The organism is Pseudomonas sp. PNPG3, from assembly GCF_023093815.1.
GTDB lineage: Bacteria > Pseudomonadota > Gammaproteobacteria > Pseudomonadales > Pseudomonadaceae > Aquipseudomonas > Aquipseudomonas asiatica.
This window is the reverse complement of the sequence record NZ_JALLKV010000050.1, coordinates 22,426-41,625: the sequence shown is the minus strand read 5'-3', so window position 1 is coordinate 41,625 and position 19,200 is coordinate 22,426. Positions and strand designations below refer to the sequence as shown.

The 19,200-nt window shown below is 63.7% G+C and carries 14 protein-coding genes; 6 read left to right on the top strand and 8 right to left on the bottom strand.

Annotated features, from left to right (window positions below):
• Positions 1–131 precede the first annotated feature (131 nt).
• Both MJ643_RS24190 and ppsA read right to left on the bottom strand, forming a co-directional pair.
• A complete protein-coding gene (locus MJ643_RS24190) occupies positions 132–1,124 on the bottom strand; it encodes an alpha/beta fold hydrolase (protein WP_247727021.1) in 993 nt (330 codons plus the stop codon).
• A gap of 102 nt (positions 1,125–1,226) precedes the next feature.
• A complete protein-coding gene (gene ppsA / locus MJ643_RS24185) occupies positions 1,227–3,602 on the bottom strand; it encodes a phosphoenolpyruvate synthase (protein WP_015269493.1) in 2,376 nt (791 codons plus the stop codon).
• A gap of 177 nt (positions 3,603–3,779) precedes the next feature.
• Here ppsA and MJ643_RS24180 point away from each other — a divergent pair, with 177 nt between their 5' ends.
• The gene (locus tag MJ643_RS24180; RefSeq protein ID WP_009684026.1) at positions 3,780–4,598 is read left to right on the top strand and encodes a pyruvate, water dikinase regulatory protein; all 819 of its coding nucleotides are present in this window, start codon (positions 3,780–3,782) and stop codon (positions 4,596–4,598) included.
• A gap of 133 nt (positions 4,599–4,731) precedes the next feature.
• Here the strand turns inward: MJ643_RS24180 and MJ643_RS24175 are convergent, their stop codons facing one another.
• Positions 4,732–9,597 carry an NAD-glutamate dehydrogenase gene (locus tag MJ643_RS24175; protein WP_196184653.1) on the bottom strand — a complete coding sequence of 1,622 codons (4,866 nt, stop codon included), beginning with the start codon at positions 9,595–9,597 and terminating at the stop codon, positions 4,732–4,734.
• A gap of 274 nt (positions 9,598–9,871) precedes the next feature.
• Between MJ643_RS24175 and MJ643_RS24170 the strand changes: the two genes are divergently transcribed.
• Positions 9,872–10,225 (top strand): hypothetical protein, encoded by a 354-nt coding sequence (locus MJ643_RS24170; RefSeq protein ID WP_031324624.1) that lies wholly within the window; start codon positions 9,872–9,874, stop codon positions 10,223–10,225.
• 159 nt (positions 10,226–10,384) lie between these two features.
• Here MJ643_RS24170 and MJ643_RS24165 read toward each other — a convergent pair whose 3' ends face one another.
• Entirely contained in the window at positions 10,385–11,290 is a 906-nt protein-coding gene (locus MJ643_RS24165) for a LysR family transcriptional regulator (RefSeq protein WP_015269490.1), read from the bottom strand.
• Positions 11,291–11,414: 124 nt separating this feature from the next.
• Between MJ643_RS24165 and lysA the strand changes: the two genes are divergently transcribed.
• Complete coding sequence (gene lysA, locus MJ643_RS24160) at positions 11,415–12,647, top strand: diaminopimelate decarboxylase (protein WP_024086555.1); 1,233 nt, start codon at positions 11,415–11,417, stop codon at positions 12,645–12,647.
• Positions 12,648–12,842: 195 nt separating this feature from the next.
• On the opposite strand, the gene MJ643_RS24155 is transcribed toward lysA, so the two are convergent.
• A complete protein-coding gene (locus tag MJ643_RS24155) occupies positions 12,843–13,769 on the bottom strand; it encodes a LysR substrate-binding domain-containing protein (protein WP_024086554.1) in 927 nt (308 codons plus the stop codon).
• Positions 13,770–14,070: 301 nt separating this feature from the next.
• On the opposite strand from MJ643_RS24155, the gene MJ643_RS24150 reads away from it, so the two are divergent.
• The 3 genes from MJ643_RS24150 (at position 14,071) to soxR (ending at position 15,919) form a co-directional block, all read left to right on the top strand.
• On the top strand, positions 14,071–14,514 hold the full coding sequence (locus MJ643_RS24150) for an acetyltransferase (RefSeq protein WP_023661733.1): 444 nt from the start codon (positions 14,071–14,073) through the stop codon (positions 14,512–14,514).
• A gap of 59 nt (positions 14,515–14,573) precedes the next feature.
• Positions 14,574–15,311, top strand: a complete 738-nt coding sequence (locus tag MJ643_RS24145; protein ID WP_047595256.1) for a GntR family transcriptional regulator — start codon at positions 14,574–14,576, stop codon at positions 15,309–15,311.
• Between the two features lie 152 nt (positions 15,312–15,463).
• Positions 15,464–15,919, top strand: coding sequence for a redox-sensitive transcriptional activator SoxR (soxR, locus tag MJ643_RS24140; RefSeq protein WP_039614512.1), 456 nt, complete (start codon positions 15,464–15,466; stop codon positions 15,917–15,919).
• A gap of 191 nt (positions 15,920–16,110) precedes the next feature.
• Here soxR and MJ643_RS24135 read toward each other — a convergent pair whose 3' ends face one another.
• From MJ643_RS24135 to MJ643_RS24125, 3 genes are read right to left on the bottom strand one after another with little or no spacing between them, the layout of a single operon-like run.
• Positions 16,111–16,407 (bottom strand): DUF3144 domain-containing protein, encoded by a 297-nt coding sequence (locus tag MJ643_RS24135; RefSeq protein WP_023661736.1) that lies wholly within the window; start codon positions 16,405–16,407, stop codon positions 16,111–16,113.
• 45 nt (positions 16,408–16,452) lie between these two features.
• Positions 16,453–18,075, bottom strand: coding sequence for an MFS transporter (locus MJ643_RS24130; RefSeq protein WP_247727020.1), 1,623 nt, complete (start codon positions 18,073–18,075; stop codon positions 16,453–16,455).
• Positions 18,072–19,145, bottom strand: coding sequence for an HlyD family secretion protein (locus MJ643_RS24125; RefSeq protein ID WP_041506173.1), 1,074 nt, complete (start codon positions 19,143–19,145; stop codon positions 18,072–18,074). The genes MJ643_RS24130 and MJ643_RS24125 overlap by 4 nt, the downstream gene beginning before the upstream one ends.
• Positions 19,146–19,200: the final 55 nt, after the last annotated feature.

Below are 19,200 nucleotides of genomic sequence, written 5' to 3'. Positions count from 1 at the left end.
TCACTAAAGGCGCGAAACTGGCTTGCTGAAAACCATAGAATCTCCCACAGGGTCCTCACTGCACTCGAGCCCTGTGCAATTCCTGTGGGAGCGGGTTTACCCGCGAAGAGGCCAGCACAGGCGCAACCCATTCAACCGACGGGCACAGGCTCCGCCACCACCGTGGATTCATGCACAGGCACCAGCGGATCCCGCAGCCAACGCTCCACCAGCGGCCACACCTGCACCTGCGCGGCCTTGCTCACCAGCATGTCGACATGCCCGAAAGCGTCGAAGCCTTCCTCGAGCCCCAGCCGCAGAAACTGCTTGCGCTCACCGCCGAATTGCTCGAACAGCTTGCGGCAGGCCCACACCGGGTCCTGGAAGTCCCCCGCACCAGCCACGGCCAGCAGCGGCACATCCACCTTGGCCAGCCCCGCCCACCAGTCGCTCTGCTTGTCGCCAAAGCGCCCGAACAGGCCATGCCAGCGCATGCTTTCCAGGGCCAGGCCGATCGGCTCATCCTCCGGCCCACGTTTGAAACGCGGCCCGGAAATCTGCCCCCAGCGCTTGAGCAGCAGCTTGGCCCCCCAGGCCAGCGGTGTCACCTTCAGCGGCCAGTACACGCGGCTGATCTGGGTACCGAACAGCGCCACGCTGGCCACCTGTTCGGCAGCCAGAAAACCACCGCCCAGCGCTGCCGCCAGGGTCGTGCCGCCCAGGGAATGGCCGACCCAGTGCGGCGTCTGGCCCGACTGCTCGCGCACGAACGCTGCAATCAGCGGCAGGTCATCGCGGGCATAGGCGGCAACGCTGTTGTGCTTCCAGTCATGGTTGCGCGGCGACAGGCCATGGCCGCGCATTTCCGGGATCCACACATCGAAGCCGGCGCGGGCGAGATAGGCGCCCAGGCCAACCCCTTTGGGGGAATACCAGAAGCGGCGGTTGGAGAAGCTGCCGTGCAGGAGAATGACCGGTACGCCCTGGGCCTGGCCCTGATCGGCCAGCCCCAGGCGGGTGACAGCCAGCTCGACGCTGGGGTCAGGGCTGTTGCCGGCCTTGATCCGGTACACATCTTCGCTGAGGTCGCCGCGGCGTTCGGCACTGAGCAGGGCCACGGGGAATAGAGTGCTGCTGCTTTGCATAAGGTTGCTTGGTGCACAAAAAAGGGCGGGATCCATTGCTGGAGCTCGCCCTGGAAAAAACCAGGCGGGGGTACGCCAGACGTACCCCCGCGTTTTACTGCATCAGACCGCGCCCTGGCCTTCAGCCAGGTAGAACCAGGTTTCGAGCACCGAGTCCGGGTTCAGCGACACGCTGTCGATACCCTGCTCCATCAGCCACTTGGCCAGGTCCGGGTGGTCCGACGGGCCCTGACCGCAGATGCCGATGTACTTGCCAGCCTTGTTGCACGCGGCAATGGCGTTGGCCAGCAGCTTCTTCACCGCAGGGTTACGCTCGTCGAACAGGTGGGCGATGATGCCCGAGTCACGGTCCAGGCCCAGCGTCAGCTGGGTCAGGTCGTTGGAGCCGATCGAGAAGCCGTCGAAGTACTCCAGGAACTCTTCGGCGAGGATGGCGTTGGACGGCAGTTCGCACATCATGATCACGCGCAGGCCGTTGTCGCCACGGGCCAGGCCGTTTTCGGCAAGCAGGTCGACAACCTGGCTGGCTTCACCCAGGGTACGCACGAACGGCACCATGATCTCGACGTTGGTCAGGCCCATCTCGTTGCGCACGCGCTTGAGCGCACGGCACTCGAGCTCGAAGCAGTCACGGAACGATTCGCTGATGTAGCGCGAAGCGCCACGGAAGCCGAGCATCGGGTTTTCTTCTTCCGGCTCGTACAGCTTGCCGCCGATCAGGTTGGCGTACTCGTTGGACTTGAAGTCCGACAGGCGCACAATGACCTTTTTCGGGTAGAAGGCCGCAGCCAGGGTGCTGATGCCCTCGACCAGCTTCTCGACATAGAAGCCTACCGGGTCGTTGTAGCCGGCGATGCGCTTGTCGACGCTGTCCTTCAGATCGGCTGGCAGGCCGGCATAGTTCAGCAGCGCCTTGGGGTGCACGCCGATCATGCGGTTGATGATGAACTCCAGGCGCGCCAGGCCGACACCGGCGTTGGGCAGCTGGGCGAAATCGAAGGCACGGTCCGGGTTGCCGACGTTCATCATGATCTTGAATGGCAGGTCGGGCATGGCGTCGACCGAGTTCTGCTTCACATCGAAGCCCAGCTCGCCCTCGAAGATGAAACCGGTATCGCCTTCGGCACAGGACACAGTCACACCCTGGCCGTCTTTCAGCACCTGGGTGGCGTTGCCGCAACCGACCACGGCCGGAATGCCCAGCTCACGGGCGATGATCGCCGCGTGGCAGGTACGCCCGCCACGGTTGGTGACGATGGCGCTGGCGCGTTTCATCACCGGTTCCCAGTCCGGGTCGGTCATGTCGGAGACCAGTACATCGCCCGGCTGGACCTTGTCCATTTCCGATACGTCGTTGATCACGCGGACCTTGCCGGCGCCGATGCGCTGGCCAATGGCGCGGCCTTCGACCAGAACGGTGCCCTTCTCTTTCAGCAGGTAGCGTTCCATGACGTTGGCGCTGGAGCGGCTCTTCACCGTCTCGGGGCGCGCCTGGACGATATACAGCTTGCCGTCGTCACCGTCCTTGGCCCATTCGATGTCCATCGGGCGCTGGTAGTGCTGCTCGATGATCATGGCCTGCTTGGCCAGCTCGCTGACCTCGGCATCGGTCAGGCAGAAGCGCGCGCGCTCGGCGCGGTCCACTTCGACGGTCTTGACCGAACGGCCGGCCTTGGCTTCTTCGCCATAGACCATCTTGATCGCCTTGCTGCCCAGGTTGCGGCGCAGGATGGCCGGGCGGCCTGCCTGCAGGGTGTTTTTGTGCACGTAGAATTCGTCAGGGTTGACCGCACCCTGCACCACGGTTTCGCCCAAGCCGTAGGCGCCAGTGATGAACACCACGTCGCGGAAGCCCGACTCGGTGTCGAGGGTGAACATGACGCCGGCGGTGCCGGTTTCGGAGCGGACCATGCGCTGCACGCCGGCGGACAGGGCCACCAGCTTGTGGTCGAAGCCCTGGTGCACGCGGTAGGCGATGGCACGGTCGTTGAAAAGCGAGGCGAACACTTCCTTGGCCGCGCGGATCACGTTGTCGACGCCGCGGATGTTGAGGAAGGTTTCCTGTTGGCCGGCGAACGAGGCGTCCGGCAGGTCTTCGGCGGTGGCCGAGGAACGCACGGCAACGGCCATGTTGTCGTTGCCGGCAGCCATTTCGGCGAAGGCCGTACGGATTTCCGAATCCAGACGTGCCGGGAAGTCGGCTTCCATGACCCACTGGCGAATCTGCGCGCCGGTCTTGGTCAGGGCGTTGATGTCATCCACGTCGAGTGCGTCGAGCGCGGCGTGGATACGGTCGTTGAGACCACTCTGTTCGAGAAAATCGCGGTACGCCTGCGCCGTAGTGGCAAAGCCGCCCGGCACCGATACACCAGCACCTGCGAGGTTGCTGATCATCTCGCCCAGGGATGCGTTCTTGCCCCCCACATGCTCCACATCATGGACGCCGAGCTTATCGAGGGAAACTACGTACTCTACCAAGGTGATCTCTCCACTAACTGTGTTGGAAAAGCTCAATGGCGCCCGCCTGCCTTCATTGACTTGGCCGGACGCTTGTGGCCTGTACCTGGAAAATAAGTGAGAATGCCGACAGCCGCATTCGGCAAACCGAACTTATCATATCCAAGAAACGTCATCAGCTTAAGGCCCAGATCGCAAATGAAACGAACCGCGTTCTTCATCTCCGACGGCACCGGCATTACCGCCGAAACCCTGGGCCAGAGTCTGCTCGCTCAATTCGAGAGCATTCCGTTCAATAAATTCACCCGTCCCTACATCGATTCGCCGGAAAAGGCGCGGACCATGGTCCAGCAAATCAACGCTGCGGCCGAGCGCGATGGTGTACGCCCGATCATCTTCGATACCATCGTCAATCAGGACATCCGTGAGATCCTGGCTACCTCGAATGGCTTCATGATCGACATCTTTTCTTCGTTTTTGTCCCCGCTCGAACAGGAATTGACTGCCCATTCGTCGTATTCGGTCGGCAAATCGCACTCTATCGGCGGCAATTCCAACTACATGGAACGCATCGAGGCGGTGAATTTCGCCCTGGACAATGACGATGGCGCACGCACCCACTACTACGACAAGGCCGACCTGATCCTGGTAGGTGTATCGCGCTGCGGCAAGACCCCCACCTGCCTGTACATGGCCATGCAGTTCGGCATCCGCGCCGCCAACTACCCGCTGACCGAGGACGACATGGAGCGCCTGCAGCTGCCGGCGGTGCTGAAAAAGCACCACAACAAGCTGTTCGGCCTGACCATCGACCCCGACCGCCTCACCGCCATCCGCCACGAGCGCAAACCCAACAGCCGCTATTCCAGCTTTGCCCAGTGCGAGTTCGAAGTGCGAGAAGTGGAGAGCCTGTTCCGCCGGGAGAACATTCCCAACATCAATTCCACGCATTTTTCGGTGGAAGAGATTTCGGCGAAGATCCTGGTGGAGAAAGGGGTGGAGCGCAGGTTCAAGTAAGCCTGTACCGGCCTCTTCGCGGGTAAACCCGCTCCTACAGGGGCCTCACTACGCTCAAGCCTTGTGATAGCAGCACTGGAATCATAAAAAAGCCCCGGCATCACTGCCGGGGCTTTTCATTTCAGCTCATGGCTCAGGACGGCACCGCCGCCGCCTGCCCGCTCATGGCCAGGTCGACCAGCTCGCGGTTGGCCACCGCGTACATCGCATAATCGGTACCCGTTGCATTGCGCAGGTCATCCAGCATGGCGCGCCAGCGCTCCACCATCCCCCGGTGCTGCTCGGCCCACAGCGCCACGCGGGCGTCCATGTCTTCCGGTGCATCGGCCATCTGCAGTACCGAGATGGTGATCGCCCGCTGCTGCAGGTCGATGTCGTCGCGGAACGCCTCGCGGGCCAGCGCCTGCCAGTTGTTCTCCACCGGCAGGTTGCTGATTTCCTGCAGGTACCAGGTCAGGTCCAGTGCGCTGCCCACGGCGAAGAACGCCTTGGCCACCTGCGCCGGGTCATGGCCGGTAACATCCGAAGCCTCGATGATCGGCAACAGGGTGTACAGGTGGGTAGTGCCAGCCACCATGCGCGCCAGCAACTCCGGCACACCAGCCTCGACGAAGCCTTGGTAGCGCACCATCCAGCGCTCGCGGGTCGGGCCTTCGAGCAACTCGTCGAGCTTGAGCCCCAGTTGCGCGATCTTCGGCCCGAAGTGCGCGGTGTCGCGCCCGGCGTCCTGCTCGTTGCGGCGGCTGCGCAGGAACCAGCGGGTGGCACGACGGCCCAGGCGCATCAGCTCGTCCATCAGGGTCAGCTGGATTTCCGCCGGCACCTGGTAGTCCAGAGCCTCGATCTGACGGAACCAGTGCGGCAGGTGGAAGATGTCGCGCACGATCACGTAGGCCCCGGCCACGTTGGCCGGGCTCATGCCGGTCGACTCCTTCAGGCGCTGGACGAAAGTGATGCCCATGTTGTTGACCAGGTCGTTGGCGATCTGGGTACTGACGATTTCGCGCTTCAGGCGGTGGCGGCGCATGGACTCGGCAAACTTGCTGACCAGCGACGGCGGGAAGGCGGTTTCCATGTCGCGGGTCAGGTAGTCGTCGTCCGGCACCAGCGACTTGAGCAGCTGTTCCTTGAGGTCGATCTTGCTGTACGAGATCAGCACCGACAGCTCGGCGCGGGTCAGGCCCTGGCCGGCGGCCAGGCGCTCGGCCAACTGCTCTTCGGACGGCAGGAACTCGATGGCACGGTCCAGCTTGCCACGGGCTTCCAGGTCGGCCATCAGGCGCTTGTACTCGGCAATCCGCTCGCGGGCGCGGCGGGCCGCCAGCGACAGCGCCTGGGTCTGCTTGTAGTTGTTGCCCAGCACCAGCCCGGCCACTTCGTCGGTCATGCTGCCCAGCAGCTGGTTGCGCTGCTTCTCGGTCATGTCGCCACCCTGCACCACTTCGTTGAGCAGGATCTTGATGTTGACCTCGTGGTCGGAGCAGTCCACGCCGCCGGCGTTGTCGATGAAGTCGGTGTTGGTGGCGCCGCCATGCAGGCCGAACTCGACCCGGCCAAGCTGGGTCATGCCCAGGTTGCCGCCCTCGCCCACCACCTTGCAGCGCAGCTCGTTGCCATTGACCCGCAGCGCGTCGTTGGCCTTGTCGCCGACATCGGCGTGGCTCTCGGTGCTGGCCTTGACGTAGGTACCGATGCCACCGTTCCACAGCAGGTCTACCGGTGCCTTGAGCAGCGCATTGAGCAGCTCGGTCGGGGTCAGGCGATCGGCTTCGATGGCGAAGCGCTCTTTCATCTGCGGGCTGATGGCGATGCTCTTGGCACTGCGCGGGAAGATACCGCCGCCTTCGGACATGATGCTGGTGTCGTAGTCGCTCCAGGCCGAGCGCGGCAGGTCGAACAGGCGCTTGCGCTCGGCAAAGCTGGAAGCAGGCTCCGGGTTCGGGTCGATGAAGATGTGCAGGTGGTTGAACGCCGCCACCAGTTGCAGCTTGTCGGACATCAGCAGGCCGTTGCCGAACACGTCGCCGGCCATGTCGCCGACGCCAATGACGGTGATCGGGTCTTCCTGCACATTGATGCCGCGCTCGCGGAAGTGGCGCTGCACGCCCACCCAGGCGCCGCGCGCGGTAATGCCCATCTTCTTGTGGTCGTAACCGGCCGAGCCACCCGAGGCGAAGGCGTCGCCCAGCCAGAAGCCGTAGTCGATGGCGATGCCGTTGGCGATGTCCGAGAAGGTCGCGGTGCCCTTGTCGGCCGCCACCACCAGGTACGGGTCGTCATCGTCATGGCGTACCACGTTGGCCGGCGGCACCACGCCACCGTCCTTGAGGTTGTCGGTGATGTCGAGCAGGCCGGAAATGAAGATGCGGTAGCACGCCACGCCTTCGGCGGCGATCTCGTCACGGCTGCCGCCCAGCGGCAGGCGGCGCGGCAGGAAGCCGCCCTTGGCGCCGACCGGCACGATCACCGAGTTCTTCACCTGCTGGGCTTTCACCAGGCCCAGCACTTCGGTGCGGAAGTCTTCCTCGCGGTCGGACCAGCGCAGGCCGCCGCGGGCGACGTTGCCAAAGCGCAGGTGCACGCCTTCGACCCGTGGCGAGTAGACGAAGATCTCGAACTTGGGCACTGGCTTAGGCAGTTCGGGGATCAGCTTGGGGTTGAACTTGAAGCTGAAGTACGACTTGTTGTGGCCGTTGGCGTCCGGCTGGTAGAAGTTGGTGCGCAGGGTGGCCTTGATCAGGTCCAGGTAGCGACGCAGGATGCGGTCTTCGTTGAGCACCTGCACGTCGTCCAGCGCGGTCAGGATGGCTTGCTCCAGGCGCAGTTGCTTGTCATCCAGGTCTTCCTGGGTGAGCTTGCGCGCCAGGTAGAAGCGGGTCTTGAACAACCGGGTCAGCTCGCGGGCGATGTCGGTGTGGTTGTTCAGGGTGCTGGCGATGTAACCCAGGTCGAAGCCCAGGCGAATCTGCTTCAGGTAACGGGCGTAGGCGCGCAGCAGCGCCACGTCGCGCCATGGCAGGCCGGCGGTCAGCACCAGGCGGTTGAAGGCGTCGTTCTCGGCATCGCCGCGGACGATGTGGATGAAGGCATCCTGCAGGGTGTCGTTGAGCTGCTGGATGTCCAGGCTCAGGCCTTCGCTGTAGGTGAAGGCGAAGTCGTGGATCCAGTAGCCGCGGCCACTGGCATGGCGCAGGCGGTACGGGAACTCGCCGAGTACGCGCAGGCCAAGGTTCTCCAGGATCGGCAGCACGTCGGACAGCGCCAGCGGCGTGTCGGCGTGGTACAGCTTGCAGTGCAGGGTGCGTTCCCCGACCTGGGTCAATGGCTGGTAGAAGCTCATCGCCAGCGGCTTGCTTTCCGACAGGTTCAGCACGTGCTGCAGGTCGACCACTGCCGAGTGCGCGGCGAAGCGCTCGCGGTAGCCGGCCGGGAAACCTTTGGGGAAGTCGGCGAGGATGTTGGTGCCCTGGGCTTCGCCGAAGTTCTCGATCACCAGTGCCGAGTAGTCGTCATGCCACGAACGACAGGCCTGGATCACTTCGCGTTCCAGCTGCTGCGGGTCGATGTCGATGCGGTTTTTCGGGTCTACCCGCAGAATCAGCTGAACACGTGCCAGCACCGATTCGGAGAAGAAGGTCCAGAACTCGCAGTCGCTGGCCTTCAGGCGCTCCATCAGCACCTGCTGGATCTTCTGCCGCACTTCAGTGGAGTAGATTTCCCGCGGTACATAGGCCAGGCAGTAGCAGAAGCGGCCGTATGGGTCCTTGCGCAGGAACACGCGGATCTTGTTGCGTTCCTGGATCTGCACGATCGACATGACGGTGCTGAACAGCTCGTCGACCGGGGTCTGGAACAGGTCGTCGCGCGGCAGTACTTCCAGTACCTGGGCCAGTTCCTTGCCCAGGTGGGCCTTGGGATCGAAGCCCGAGCGGCGCTCGACTTCGGTGACCTTCTGCCGGATATAAGGGATGGCATGCACGCTTTCACCGTACACCGACGAGGTGTACAGGCCCATGAAGCGGTGCTCCTTGATCACCTTGCCATTGGCGTCCAGCTGGCGGATCGACACGTAGTCCGGGTAGGCCGGGCGGTGTACGCGGCTTGGCAGCGCGGCCTTGGCGAACGACAGCAGCAGCGGTTCGTTGAGGTAGGCCACGGCGTAGTCTTCGATGCGCAGCTCGTCGCTCGTCAGGCCCACGCGCAGGCGACGCGGCAGGCCGAGGAACGACTGCTCGTCGTAGACCATCTGGCCGCCATCGGCGTCGCCCTTGACGGTGAATTCTTCATAGCCCAGGAAGGTGAAGTGGTTGTCCAGCAGCCACTCGAGGAAAGCCTTGACCTCGCCCTTTTCGTTCTGCGCCGGGCCAAAGGCGGTCTGCTCCACCTCCGCAACCACTTCACGCAGCTTGGCCTTCATCGGTTCGAAGTCGGCCACCACCACCCGCACCTCGGCCAGCACCTGCTCGATCTCGCGGGCCAGTACCGTCAGCTCGGCGGCGTTGGCGCAACGGTCGATCTCCAGGTACATCAGCGACTCATGGCGTACGCCCTCGCCTTGGGTGCCCTTGGGCAGCAGTTCAAGCAGCTCGCCCTTGGCGCCGCGGCGCACGCTGAGCACGGTGGTCTGCAGGGTGTGGATGCTGTAGCCGCGGCGGTTGAGCTCGGTGCGTACCGAGTCGACCAGGAACGGCAGGTCGTGGTGCAGCACTTCGACCACGCTGTGGGTCGATTGCCAGCCATTACGCTCGTAATCGGGGTTGTACACCCGTACTTGCGGGTATTCGGGGTCGAAACGCTCGATGATGCGCCAGGCTGACAGGGTGCAGCCGGCCAGGTCGGAAAGCCTGCGTTGGGTGAGTTCGTCCAGAGAGATGATGCCGAAGAACTGCTCGGCGAACAGCGCAACTTGTGGTAGGGACTGTTCGCTGATGTGCTGCGCCAGGGCCGCTTGCAGTTGATGCTGGAAGTCGGCTTTGCTGGCTGCGGTGAAGAACGCCATCTGTGGTACTCCGCTTGGGCTTTGTAATAATTGAAGCGTCGCTGCGTGCGCCGTCTACGGATCAACGATAGCCAACCCGTGGCAAGGCGGACGGTAAAACCAGGCGTTGAACGTGCGCAGGCACGCCCAGGGCTCGCCGAAGCTTAACGACTGATCGGTCATCAAGGCTTGCAGCGCTGCGACAATTTCGGTCAAGGGGCGGTAACTTTACGTTTATGCCTGTCGGCAAGACTGTCAGAATTCCCTTCCGTTTCCTTTGATCCGAGCCTTGTCCATGCAAATCAATACTGCCCTGCTGTTCGCCACCCCTTGCGATGACGAGGAAGACAACATGGCGACCCTGTGCTGCCACAGCGACAAGGGTCAGATGTTCCTGCTGACCCGCTACCCGGATGAAGACACCGTCGACCTGACCCTGGATGACGAGCCGTCGACGCTGGATGGCCTGAAAGTGACCCTGAGCGCCAAGCGCCTGCTGATCGAAGTGGCGGCCGGCGACCGGGATGCGCTGAAGGGGGATGAGGTGCTGGAGATCAACCTGACCAGCGAGTTGAGTGACATGGATGAAGTGAAGCAAACCCTGGAGAACATCCTGGCCGGGACCGGCACCTTCGTCTGCGAGCTGTGACGAACTGAATACCGGCGCGATCACTGTGGGAGCGGGCATGCCCGCGAACACCGGCACAGCCGGTGCCATCCATCTCGTCGCCTGCTTCGCGGGCGCGCCCGCTCCCACAGTGATCGCGCCAGTTTTTAGGTTTTGTGCAAGGCAGTTCCCCCACAACGATCATGCCAGCGCCTGCTGCATCTCCCGGGCCTGCACCCGCAACGCCTGGCAAAACGGCTCCACCGCCGCCGACGCCGGCCGGTGGTCCGGCCTGATCAGCATCACCTGATACGGCACCGACACCCGCAACCGCCGAATTGGCAACCCGCCCTGCGCCGCCTCCAGGCCGCTCAGCGGGTTGATGATCGCCACCCCCAGGCCTTGCCTGACCATGGCGCACACCGAGGCAGCACTGGTGGTCTCGATGACCGTGCGGCGGTTCACCCCTGCCGCGCGAAAGTGCTGGTCCAGGCGCTGCCGGTAGGTGTCCAGGCTGGCCAGGTTGATGAAGTCGACCTCATGGAAATCGCTCAGCTCCAGCTCGGCCCTGGCCTGCAACGGGTGCCCGTCGGGCAGCACGCACACCATGTTGGCGCTGAACAGCAATTCGCCGTAGGCGCCACGCGGTATCTGTTCTACCTCGGTCAGGCCCAGGTCATGCTGCTGGGCAACCAGTGACTCCTCCAGCAACGGCGACTCCTGCGCCAGGATACTCACGCTCACGCCCCGGTGCTGCTGGTGAAAGCGCTGGCAAGCCTTGGGCAGCAAAGTCTGGGAAAACAGTGGCAGGCAGGTAATGGCCAGCCGGCCCTGCTCGAAATTGCGGATGGCCTGGGCAAAGCGGTCGATGCGCTCCAGCCCTACGTAGGCCCGCTCAACCTCCTCGATCAACAGCAGCGCCTGGGCCGTCGCCACCAGGCGGCCACCTTCGCGCTCGAACAGGTTCAGCCCGGTTACCTGCTCCAGCCGCGCCAGTTCGCGGCTGACGGTGGGCTGCGAGGTGAACAGCAGGCGCGCCGCACCGGTGACGCTGCCAGCGGCCATGATGGCGCGGAACACTTCGATATGGCGGACGGACAGTTTCACGGGCAACACCTGGCAAGTCGGTAATGGTCATATCAGATATGAATGGCTGACAGAAAAATAGCTATTTTTCTGAATTCCTGCTTTGGCTCATTCTCGTGGCCTTCCTTATATGAGTAGCGCCGCCATGACTGCACCCTTCACTCTTCTGGCCGAGGCTGTCCGCCAGCACGGCTCGCCGCTGTGGGCCTATGACGCCGGCACCATCGCCGAGCGTGTCGAACAGCTGAAGGTGTTCGACACCGTGCGCTTCGCCCAGAAGGCCAACCCCAACCTGCATGTGCTGCGCCTGATGCGCGCCCACGGCCTGGTGCTGGACGCAGTGTCGCTGGGCGAAATGGAGCGGGCCTTTGCCGCGGGCGCCAGCGTGGATGGCGACCCTGCCGGCGTGGTGCTGACCTGCGACGCACTGGACCGGCCGACCCTGGAGCGGGTGGTGGCCTCGAAGATCGAAGTCAACGCCGGCTCCATCGACATGCTGCGCCAACTGGGTGAACGCTCGCCCGGCCACCGCGTGTGGGTCCGCATCAACCCCGGCTTCGGCCATGGCCACAGCCGCAAGACCAACACCGGCGGCGAGAACAGCAAGCACGGCATCTGGCACGAAGAGCTGGGCGAAGCGCTGGCCTGCGTGAAAGCCCATGGCCTGCACCTGGTAGGGGTGCACATGCACATCGGCTCGGGGGTGGATTACCAGCACCTGGAGCAAGTGGCCCGCTCGATGATCGAGCTGATCGGCCGCCTGGGCGTGGACATCGAGGCGTTCTCCATTGGCGGCGGGCTTTCCACCCCGTACCGCAGCAGCGACACGCCGGTCGACCTGCAACGCTACGCCCGGACCTGGGCCGTGGCCCGCAAGGAAATCGAAGCGATGCTGGGCCACCCCGTGCGCATGGAGATCGAGCCGGGGCGCTTCCTGGTGGCGGAATCGGGCTACCTGGTGGCCGAGGTACGCGCTGTGAAGCAGGTGGGCCGCAACACCTTCGTCATGATCGACGCCGGTTTCAACGACCTGATGCGCCCGGCGATGTACGGGGCCTACCACCGCATGACCCTGCTCGACGCCGACGGCCAGCCGGTTGACCGCCCACGGCAGCCGACCGTGGTGGCCGGGCCGCTGTGCGAGTCGGGTGATGTGTTTACCCAGGATGACCAGGAACTGACCCCGCACGACCTGCCCCAGGCGCAGGTGGGTGACCTGCTGGTGATCCACGACGCCGGGGCCTACGGCGCGTCGATGTCGTCGAACTACAACAGCCGGCCGTTGCTGCCGGAGTTCCTGATCGAGGATGGGGCGCTACGGATGATTCGCCGCAGGCAGACAGTGCAGGACCTGCTGGGCCTGGAGGCGGGCTTCTAGATACCGTTTTTCATGCGCTGTCGCGTAGAGAACTGAATTCGCAAGCGGTACGCGTACATTGTGGGAGCGGCTTTAGCCGCGAAAAACCCAACGCGGTGCATGGCACCGGCTGCGCCGGTGTTCGCGGCTAAAGTCGCTCCCACGGGGGCCGTGCCAATTCAATGAGTTATGTGCAGTTCCATGATAGGCGTGTGGCTAGGCCCCCATCAGCCCCTCGCGCACACCGCCCATGTAGTGCTCCAGGCGGCCACGCAACCAGCGTTCGGCAGGGTCGCTGTCGGTGGTACCCAGCCAGACCATGGCCAGTTCCAGCGCCGTGGTCTCGAACGGCAGGTGCTCGGCCTGCAGGTTGCCCCAACGCTCCATGCCCTGCGCGGCATAGTCCGGGCAGCAGGCCAGCAGGTCGGTACCGGCCAGAATCGCCGGCAGTGAACTGAACTGCGGCACCGACAACACCACCTTGCGTTGGCGGCCGATCTCTTTCAGCCAGTCATCGACCACACCCTGGGTATTGGCGGTGGGTGAGACCTGAACGTGCGGGCGGGCGCAGAACTCATCCAGCGTCAGCGGCGTGGCGGACTTGTCGGCCCGCACTACCCGGCCCTGCATGGTGCGCAATACCTTGCGCTTGGCATTGGCCGGCAGCCCACGGGTCTGGCTGATCCCGACCGTCACGTCGCCCGCCGCCAACAGGTCCGGAATGCGCCAATAATCGACATGCTGCACGACCACCACCACATTCGGCGCTTCCACTCGCAGCGCCCGCAGCAGTGGCGGCAACAACCCCGACTCGACGTCATCGGACAAACCGATGCGGAAGGTCATCTTGCTGGTCAGCGGGTCGAAGTCGTGGGTCAGGCTGAGGGCGACGGACATGGCATCCAGTGCCGGAGTGAGGTACTTGATCACCTCTTCGGCCCTGGCCGAGGGCTCCATGCGGTTGCCCACACGGATCAGCAACGGGTCGTTGAACATCGTGCGCATGCGGGCCAGCGCAGCGCTGACCGTGGATTGGGCGACGAACAGTTTCTCTGCGGCACGGGTGATGTTGCGCTCCTGCATCAGCGCTTCGAACACCACCATCAGGTTGATATCGGCTTTGCGCAGTTCGTTTCGGTTCATTGGCGCTCCCGGCCGTTCTTGTTGTGCGGGTTCAATTCCAGCATCGATGTGGATTGCAGTCGAGCCCATCGATGGCACGGGCTTCGCCCATGTTCGCGGGTAAACCCACTCCCACAGGTACGGCGCCGGGCTCGAGGGCAGTGCCATGCTTGCAGGAGCGGGTCTACCCGCGAAAGGGCCGGCCCGGGCAACACATCAGCTGATGCCCTGCCCCACCGTCCATTGCCCCGCCCCACACAATCCGGGTACCCTTTTTCTTCCTCCCGGCCTCCCCGGCCATACACCGCCCAGGCATGACTCCATGATCATTCGCCAAAGTATCGCTGCAGACCACCCGCAACTGCTCGATATCTGGCTGCGCGCCGTGCGCGCCACGCACCACTTTCTGCAAGCATCCGACATCGACGCACTACTGCCGCAATTGCGCGACGTCTACTTCCAGGCCGTCGAGCTCTGGGTCGCGGTTGACACCGAAGACCGCCCGCTGGGCTTCATCGGCTTCAATGGCAACCACGTGGAAATGCTCTTCGTCGCCCCCGAGCGCCACGGCCAGGGCATAGGCCGCGCGCTGCTTGATTTCGGCCGCCAGAAGCGCAGCGCGATGAGCGTCGATGTCAACGAGCAGAACCCGCAGGCAGTGGGGTTCTACCGGCATTACGGCTTCATCCAGACCGGCCGCTCAGCGCTGGATGGCGAAGGCCGGCCGTTCCCCTTGCTGCATATGAGCCTGCCTGCCCAGGCTTGATTTTCGGGGCGACTTTGCGCCCCTGCTGCTGATACAAATTCGCGAGACAGACCAAAGGTATGAACCCAACGCGTTATACCACCGTGGCAAAGGACTTGATGGAAGGCATCGCCAGCGGCCGCTACCCGGTGGGCAGCCTGCTGCCGACCGAGTTCGAGCTGTGCGACCTGTACGATGTGAGCCGACACACGGTGCGCGCGGCGATCAACCAGTTGCTCAACCAAGGGCTGGTATCGCGGCGCAAGCGCGTGGGTACCCGGGTGGAGGCCAGTAGCCCGCGCGGTGGCTACTCGCAGTCACTGGCCAGCGTGGCGGACCTGGCGCAACTGGCGCAAAACCAGCAACGGGAAATCCAGGACGTGCGCCACTTCGTCGCCGACCTGAGCGAGGCGGCGCGGCTGGGGCTGGTACCGGGCGAGCACTACTTCTGCGTGTCGAGCATCCGTGTCGACCGCGTGCACAACGCGGCGCCGCTGTGCTGGACCGATGTGTACGCGCAACGCGACTATGCCGAGGTCATCGAGATGGCCCGCGAGCACCTCGATCAGCTGATTGCGGGGCTGATCGAGCAGCACTATGGCCGCGCGATCGCGGTGGTCGACCAGCAGGTGCGGGCAGTGTTGCTGACCGCGGAAATGGCCCGGGTGCTGAAGGCCGAGGCAGGCGCGCCGGGGCTGAAGATCATTCGCCATTACCGCGAGGAAAACGGCGACCTGATGGCGGTGTCCGAGACGGTGCATCCGGATGATCGCTTTACCCTGGTTACCCAGATGCGCCGGGATCGGTCGCCTGGCTGATCAAACCAACCGCGATCCCTGTAGGTCTCGAAGGCAATGCGCCCCGCCATCTCGGCTGCCACCTGTACTGGTTGCTTCGATCATCAGCAAAGCGGTTGCGGGGAAGATCGGGCAGGACTATAAGAGCTCGAGTTAACTTGGGGTCAACAGGCATGGCAGCGGACAACACACGGATGCTAACGGTAGGGGAAGTGGCCAAACGCAGCGGCGTGGCGGTTTCTGCGCTGCACTTCTACGAGACCAAGGGGCTGATCGCCAGCGTCCGTACGGCGGGTAACCAGCGCCGCTATCCTTCACTGGTGCTGCGTACGCTGGCCATCATCAAGGTGGCGCAGCGCACGGGTATTCCGCTTGACGAGATCAAGCAGGCCTTCAGCCGCTATGCGCCCAACAGCAAGCTCACGGCAGCGCAATGGGGCGAGATGTCGACCGCCTGGCGCGAAGACCTGAACGCCCGCATTCGTACTCTGGAAGCGTTGCGCGACAGCCTGGACAACTGCATCGGTTGCGGCTGCCTGTCGCTGGAAGATTGCCCACTACGCAACCCCGAGGATGTGCTGGGCAAGGAAGGTACCGGGCCGCGGATTCTGGAGAAGAAGGCCCGATAAGGCTGCGCTGGCGGGTAGAGGACTGAATTCACAAGCGGTCCGCGTACCCTGTGGGAGCGGGTTTACCCGCGAAGAATCCAACGCGGTGCATGGCACCGGCTGCGCCGGTGTTCGCGGCTAAAGCCGCTCCCACAGGGTCCCTGCTAATTCAATGAGCCTTGTGCAGTTCCATGAGATCGCGCCCCCATGGCTCAGTTGCCTTTGCCCAGCACATACCGGTCGAAATGCTCGATGTGCTCGTCCAGGTTGTCCTCAAGCATCATCCGGTACTGCTCGCAGAAATACTTCAACAGCTCCTCCCGCGCGGCAGCCAGTTCCGCACCGGTCTTGAAACTGCGGGCGCTCATCCAGGCATTGAAGCGCGAGGCGCCGAAGGTCAGTGAGGCGCTGACCTTGCCCAGGTCTTCGATTTTCTCGATCTGCTGGTTCGCCAGTTCGATATGCGCATCCGCGCGGTCATAAAAAGCCTGATCGGTAGCTTGTGTCATTGCGGTTTACCTTGCTGCTGCATTCAAATTAGGCACAGCGCCGTTTTACAGCGAAAGCTCACGATGTGAAACCGGCAATTCACCTTCATGAGATTGCCCGGCGTCCTGTTTCCCGGCCATGCGCGCCAACAGCATTTTGATGCACACTAGCAGCGGCGCTGCCACGGCAAACAGCAACGCCACAGCGATGAACGCCGTGTCGAAGGCGATCACCGCCCCTTGCCCCGTCACTGCCTGCGACAACAGGCTCATGGCCACTCGTCCAGCAGCCGGCGGGTCAATACCCTCAAGCCGCAACATCGACGTCACCGAATCAAGCCGTTCATTTACCGCCGTCGCGCCTGTGCTCACATGCGCACCAAGCGCCTGGGCATTGAGCACGCCATGCTGGTCGAGCAGCGTCTGCAACCCTGCTACCCCCAAAAGCCCACCCACCTGCCGCCCGGTATTGAAAAGGCCGATACCACTGGCCAGGCTGTGCCGGCCCAGCCTGCCAAAGGCAATCAGAGTCAGCGACAGAAACAGCAACCCCAGCCCGGCCCCGCGCAGCATGACCGCGGCCATCATGTCGTGCATGCCACTCTCGCGGGTCGAGCCCGAAAGCATCCACATCGCCACCATGATTGCCAGGATGCCAAACGGCACAGTGGCAAAAGGCGCGATACCACGCACCTGGATCAGGTACGCCACCCCCAGCAGCACGGCGATGAACACCACGCCACTGGGTAGAAGCAACAGGCCGGCGTCGGTGGCGGTGAAACCCAGCATGGACAAGGCAAAAGCCGGTATCACAAAGGCGCTGCCGAACAATGCCGCGCCAGCAACGAAGCTGACAATGAAGGCGAAGGTGAAATCACTCGACCGGAACAGACTGAAGTCCAGCAACCCCTGCCCATTACCCGTCAGTTGCTGGCCAAGCAACAGCAACAACGCCGTGCCGCCGACCACGCCGGCCCAGCACATGTGTGCTGCCTCGAACCAATCCCAGCGGCTGCCCTGGGTCAGGAGGTAGGTCAGGCACAGCAACGCGGTGGCCGCCAGTACCCAGCCCGGCCAATCGAAGCGGCGCCGGCCTGGCAGGTCATAGGCAGGCAGCTCGACCAGCAGCAACAGGCCGGTCGCCGCCAAGGTCAGCGGCGCAACGCTGAGAAATATCCAGGTCCAATCCTGGCTATCGATCAACCACCCCTGCATCGACGGCGTGAGTGCCGCTGGCGCGACCACCGCGCCAATGGCGAACAAGCCTTGCAAGACCGGCTGCTGCCGCCGCGGGTAGGCAAGAAAGATCAGTGTCTGCCCCGCCACCAGCAATACACCGCCTGACAGGCCTTGGCAGGCGCGCAAGGCCACCAGCAGCTCGATGCTCACCAATTGCGCCGCACCGACACAGGCCAACCCCATGGCCAGGGTCGCTCCGATGATCACCGCGCGCGGTGGCAGCCTGCCCAGCAGCCAGGGCGCGAACAGGAACCCTGCCAATTTGCATGCAGTGTAAGCAACATCCAGCCAGGCGAATTCATCCGACGTGGCATGTGTATCGCCCATGATGTCGTTGCGCCCTATCGCCAGCACGCTGCTGGCGATGGCGTCGGTGAGCGCAGCCAGTACGATGCCAGCAACCAGCAGCCACCCTTTAAGCCACTTGATGCCCACTTTCCGGGTGCTCACGAGCCACCTCCGACCTCGATCCGCACTCGCGCCGACAGCCCCGGCACGATGCGCCCGGGCAACGGGTTGTGGGCCAGGCGAATCTTCACCGGCACCCGCTGCACTACACGCACGAAATTGCCCGTTGCGTTGTCCGGCGGCAACAGACTGAACGCCGCGCCGCTGCCAGGTGCGAAGCTGTCTACCACGCCTTCGAGGCTGTCCTGCGGGTAGCCATCCAGAGTGACCCGTGCCCGCTGCCCAGGCTGGATTTGCTCCAGCTGGGTTTCCTTGAAGTTGGCCACGATCCACACCCCGTCGACCGGGACCAGGTCGAGCAAGGCAGCACCCGGCGTAACGAATCGTCCGACCCGTACCTGGCGATTACCAATCACGCCGGCAACCGGCGCCCGCACCACGGTATGTTCAAGCTCGATCAGCGCCAGGTCGCGCGCGGCCCTGGCCTGGGCGATAGCCGCCACGGCTGCCTCACGCTGGGCATCCAGCACGGCGATACGTTGACGCTGAGCATCGAGTGTCGCCGCCGCAGCCTTCAGCGCGGCCTCGGCGCTGCTGCGGGCGGCGTCGGTCTGATCGACCAAGGCCTGGCTGATTGCACTGTACCGAATCAGCTTGCGGCTGCGCTCGTGGGTTTTGCTGGCCAGCTGCCGCTCGGCCTGGGCCGACTGGCGCTGCGCCTCGGCCTGGCGGACCTGCGCCTGCTGCAGGCGTGTCTGGGCGTCGACATCGCCAAGACGCGCCTCGGCAGCCTTCAGGTTGGCCTGCGCCTGGGCCAGGTGCGCACGGTAGTCGCGGTCATCGATACGGAACAACACGTCACCGGCCCTGACCTGCTGATTGTCCCCGACCTCCACCGCCGTCACGTAACCCGACACCTTGGCCGCCAGCGACGTTACATCTCCACGCACATAGGCGTTGTCGGTAAAGGCGACGTCAGCAGAGCGCAACGTCAGCCAACCCACAGCCAGCAACAGTATGGCTGCCACGCACAGCACGACGCCCACTATCTTCATCCGTGCAGGCTGCGGCATCACCGCCGCGTGGGCCTGCTCAGGTTCATGTGTGTTCATGATGCGTTGTCCTGTATTCGGCCCTGGTGGCATGGCACTGCCAACAGGGCCGAAG

What these genes read in the sequence shown, in the direction of transcription:
- MJ643_RS24190 (WP_247727021.1), bottom strand. Translation starts at nt 1,124, where the DNA reads ATGCAAAGCAGCAGCACTCTATTCCCCGTGGCCCTGCTCAGTGCCGAA.
- MJ643_RS24180 (WP_009684026.1), top strand. Translation starts at nt 3,780, where the DNA reads ATGAAACGAACCGCGTTCTTCATCTCCGACGGCACCGGCATTACCGCC.
- MJ643_RS24175 (WP_196184653.1), bottom strand. Translation starts at nt 9,597, where the DNA reads ATGGCGTTCTTCACCGCAGCCAGCAAAGCCGACTTCCAGCATCAACTG.
- MJ643_RS24170 (WP_031324624.1), top strand. Translation starts at nt 9,872, where the DNA reads ATGCAAATCAATACTGCCCTGCTGTTCGCCACCCCTTGCGATGACGAG.
- lysA (WP_024086555.1), top strand. Translation starts at nt 11,415, where the DNA reads ATGACTGCACCCTTCACTCTTCTGGCCGAGGCTGTCCGCCAGCACGGC.
- MJ643_RS24155 (WP_024086554.1), bottom strand. Translation starts at nt 13,769, where the DNA reads ATGAACCGAAACGAACTGCGCAAAGCCGATATCAACCTGATGGTGGTG.
- MJ643_RS24150 (WP_023661733.1), top strand. Translation starts at nt 14,071, where the DNA reads ATGATCATTCGCCAAAGTATCGCTGCAGACCACCCGCAACTGCTCGAT.
- MJ643_RS24145 (WP_047595256.1), top strand. Translation starts at nt 14,574, where the DNA reads ATGAACCCAACGCGTTATACCACCGTGGCAAAGGACTTGATGGAAGGC.
- soxR (WP_039614512.1), top strand. Translation starts at nt 15,464, where the DNA reads ATGGCAGCGGACAACACACGGATGCTAACGGTAGGGGAAGTGGCCAAA.
- MJ643_RS24135 (WP_023661736.1), bottom strand. Translation starts at nt 16,407, where the DNA reads ATGACACAAGCTACCGATCAGGCTTTTTATGACCGCGCGGATGCGCAT.
- MJ643_RS24125 (WP_041506173.1), bottom strand. Translation starts at nt 19,145, where the DNA reads ATGAACACACATGAACCTGAGCAGGCCCACGCGGCGGTGATGCCGCAG.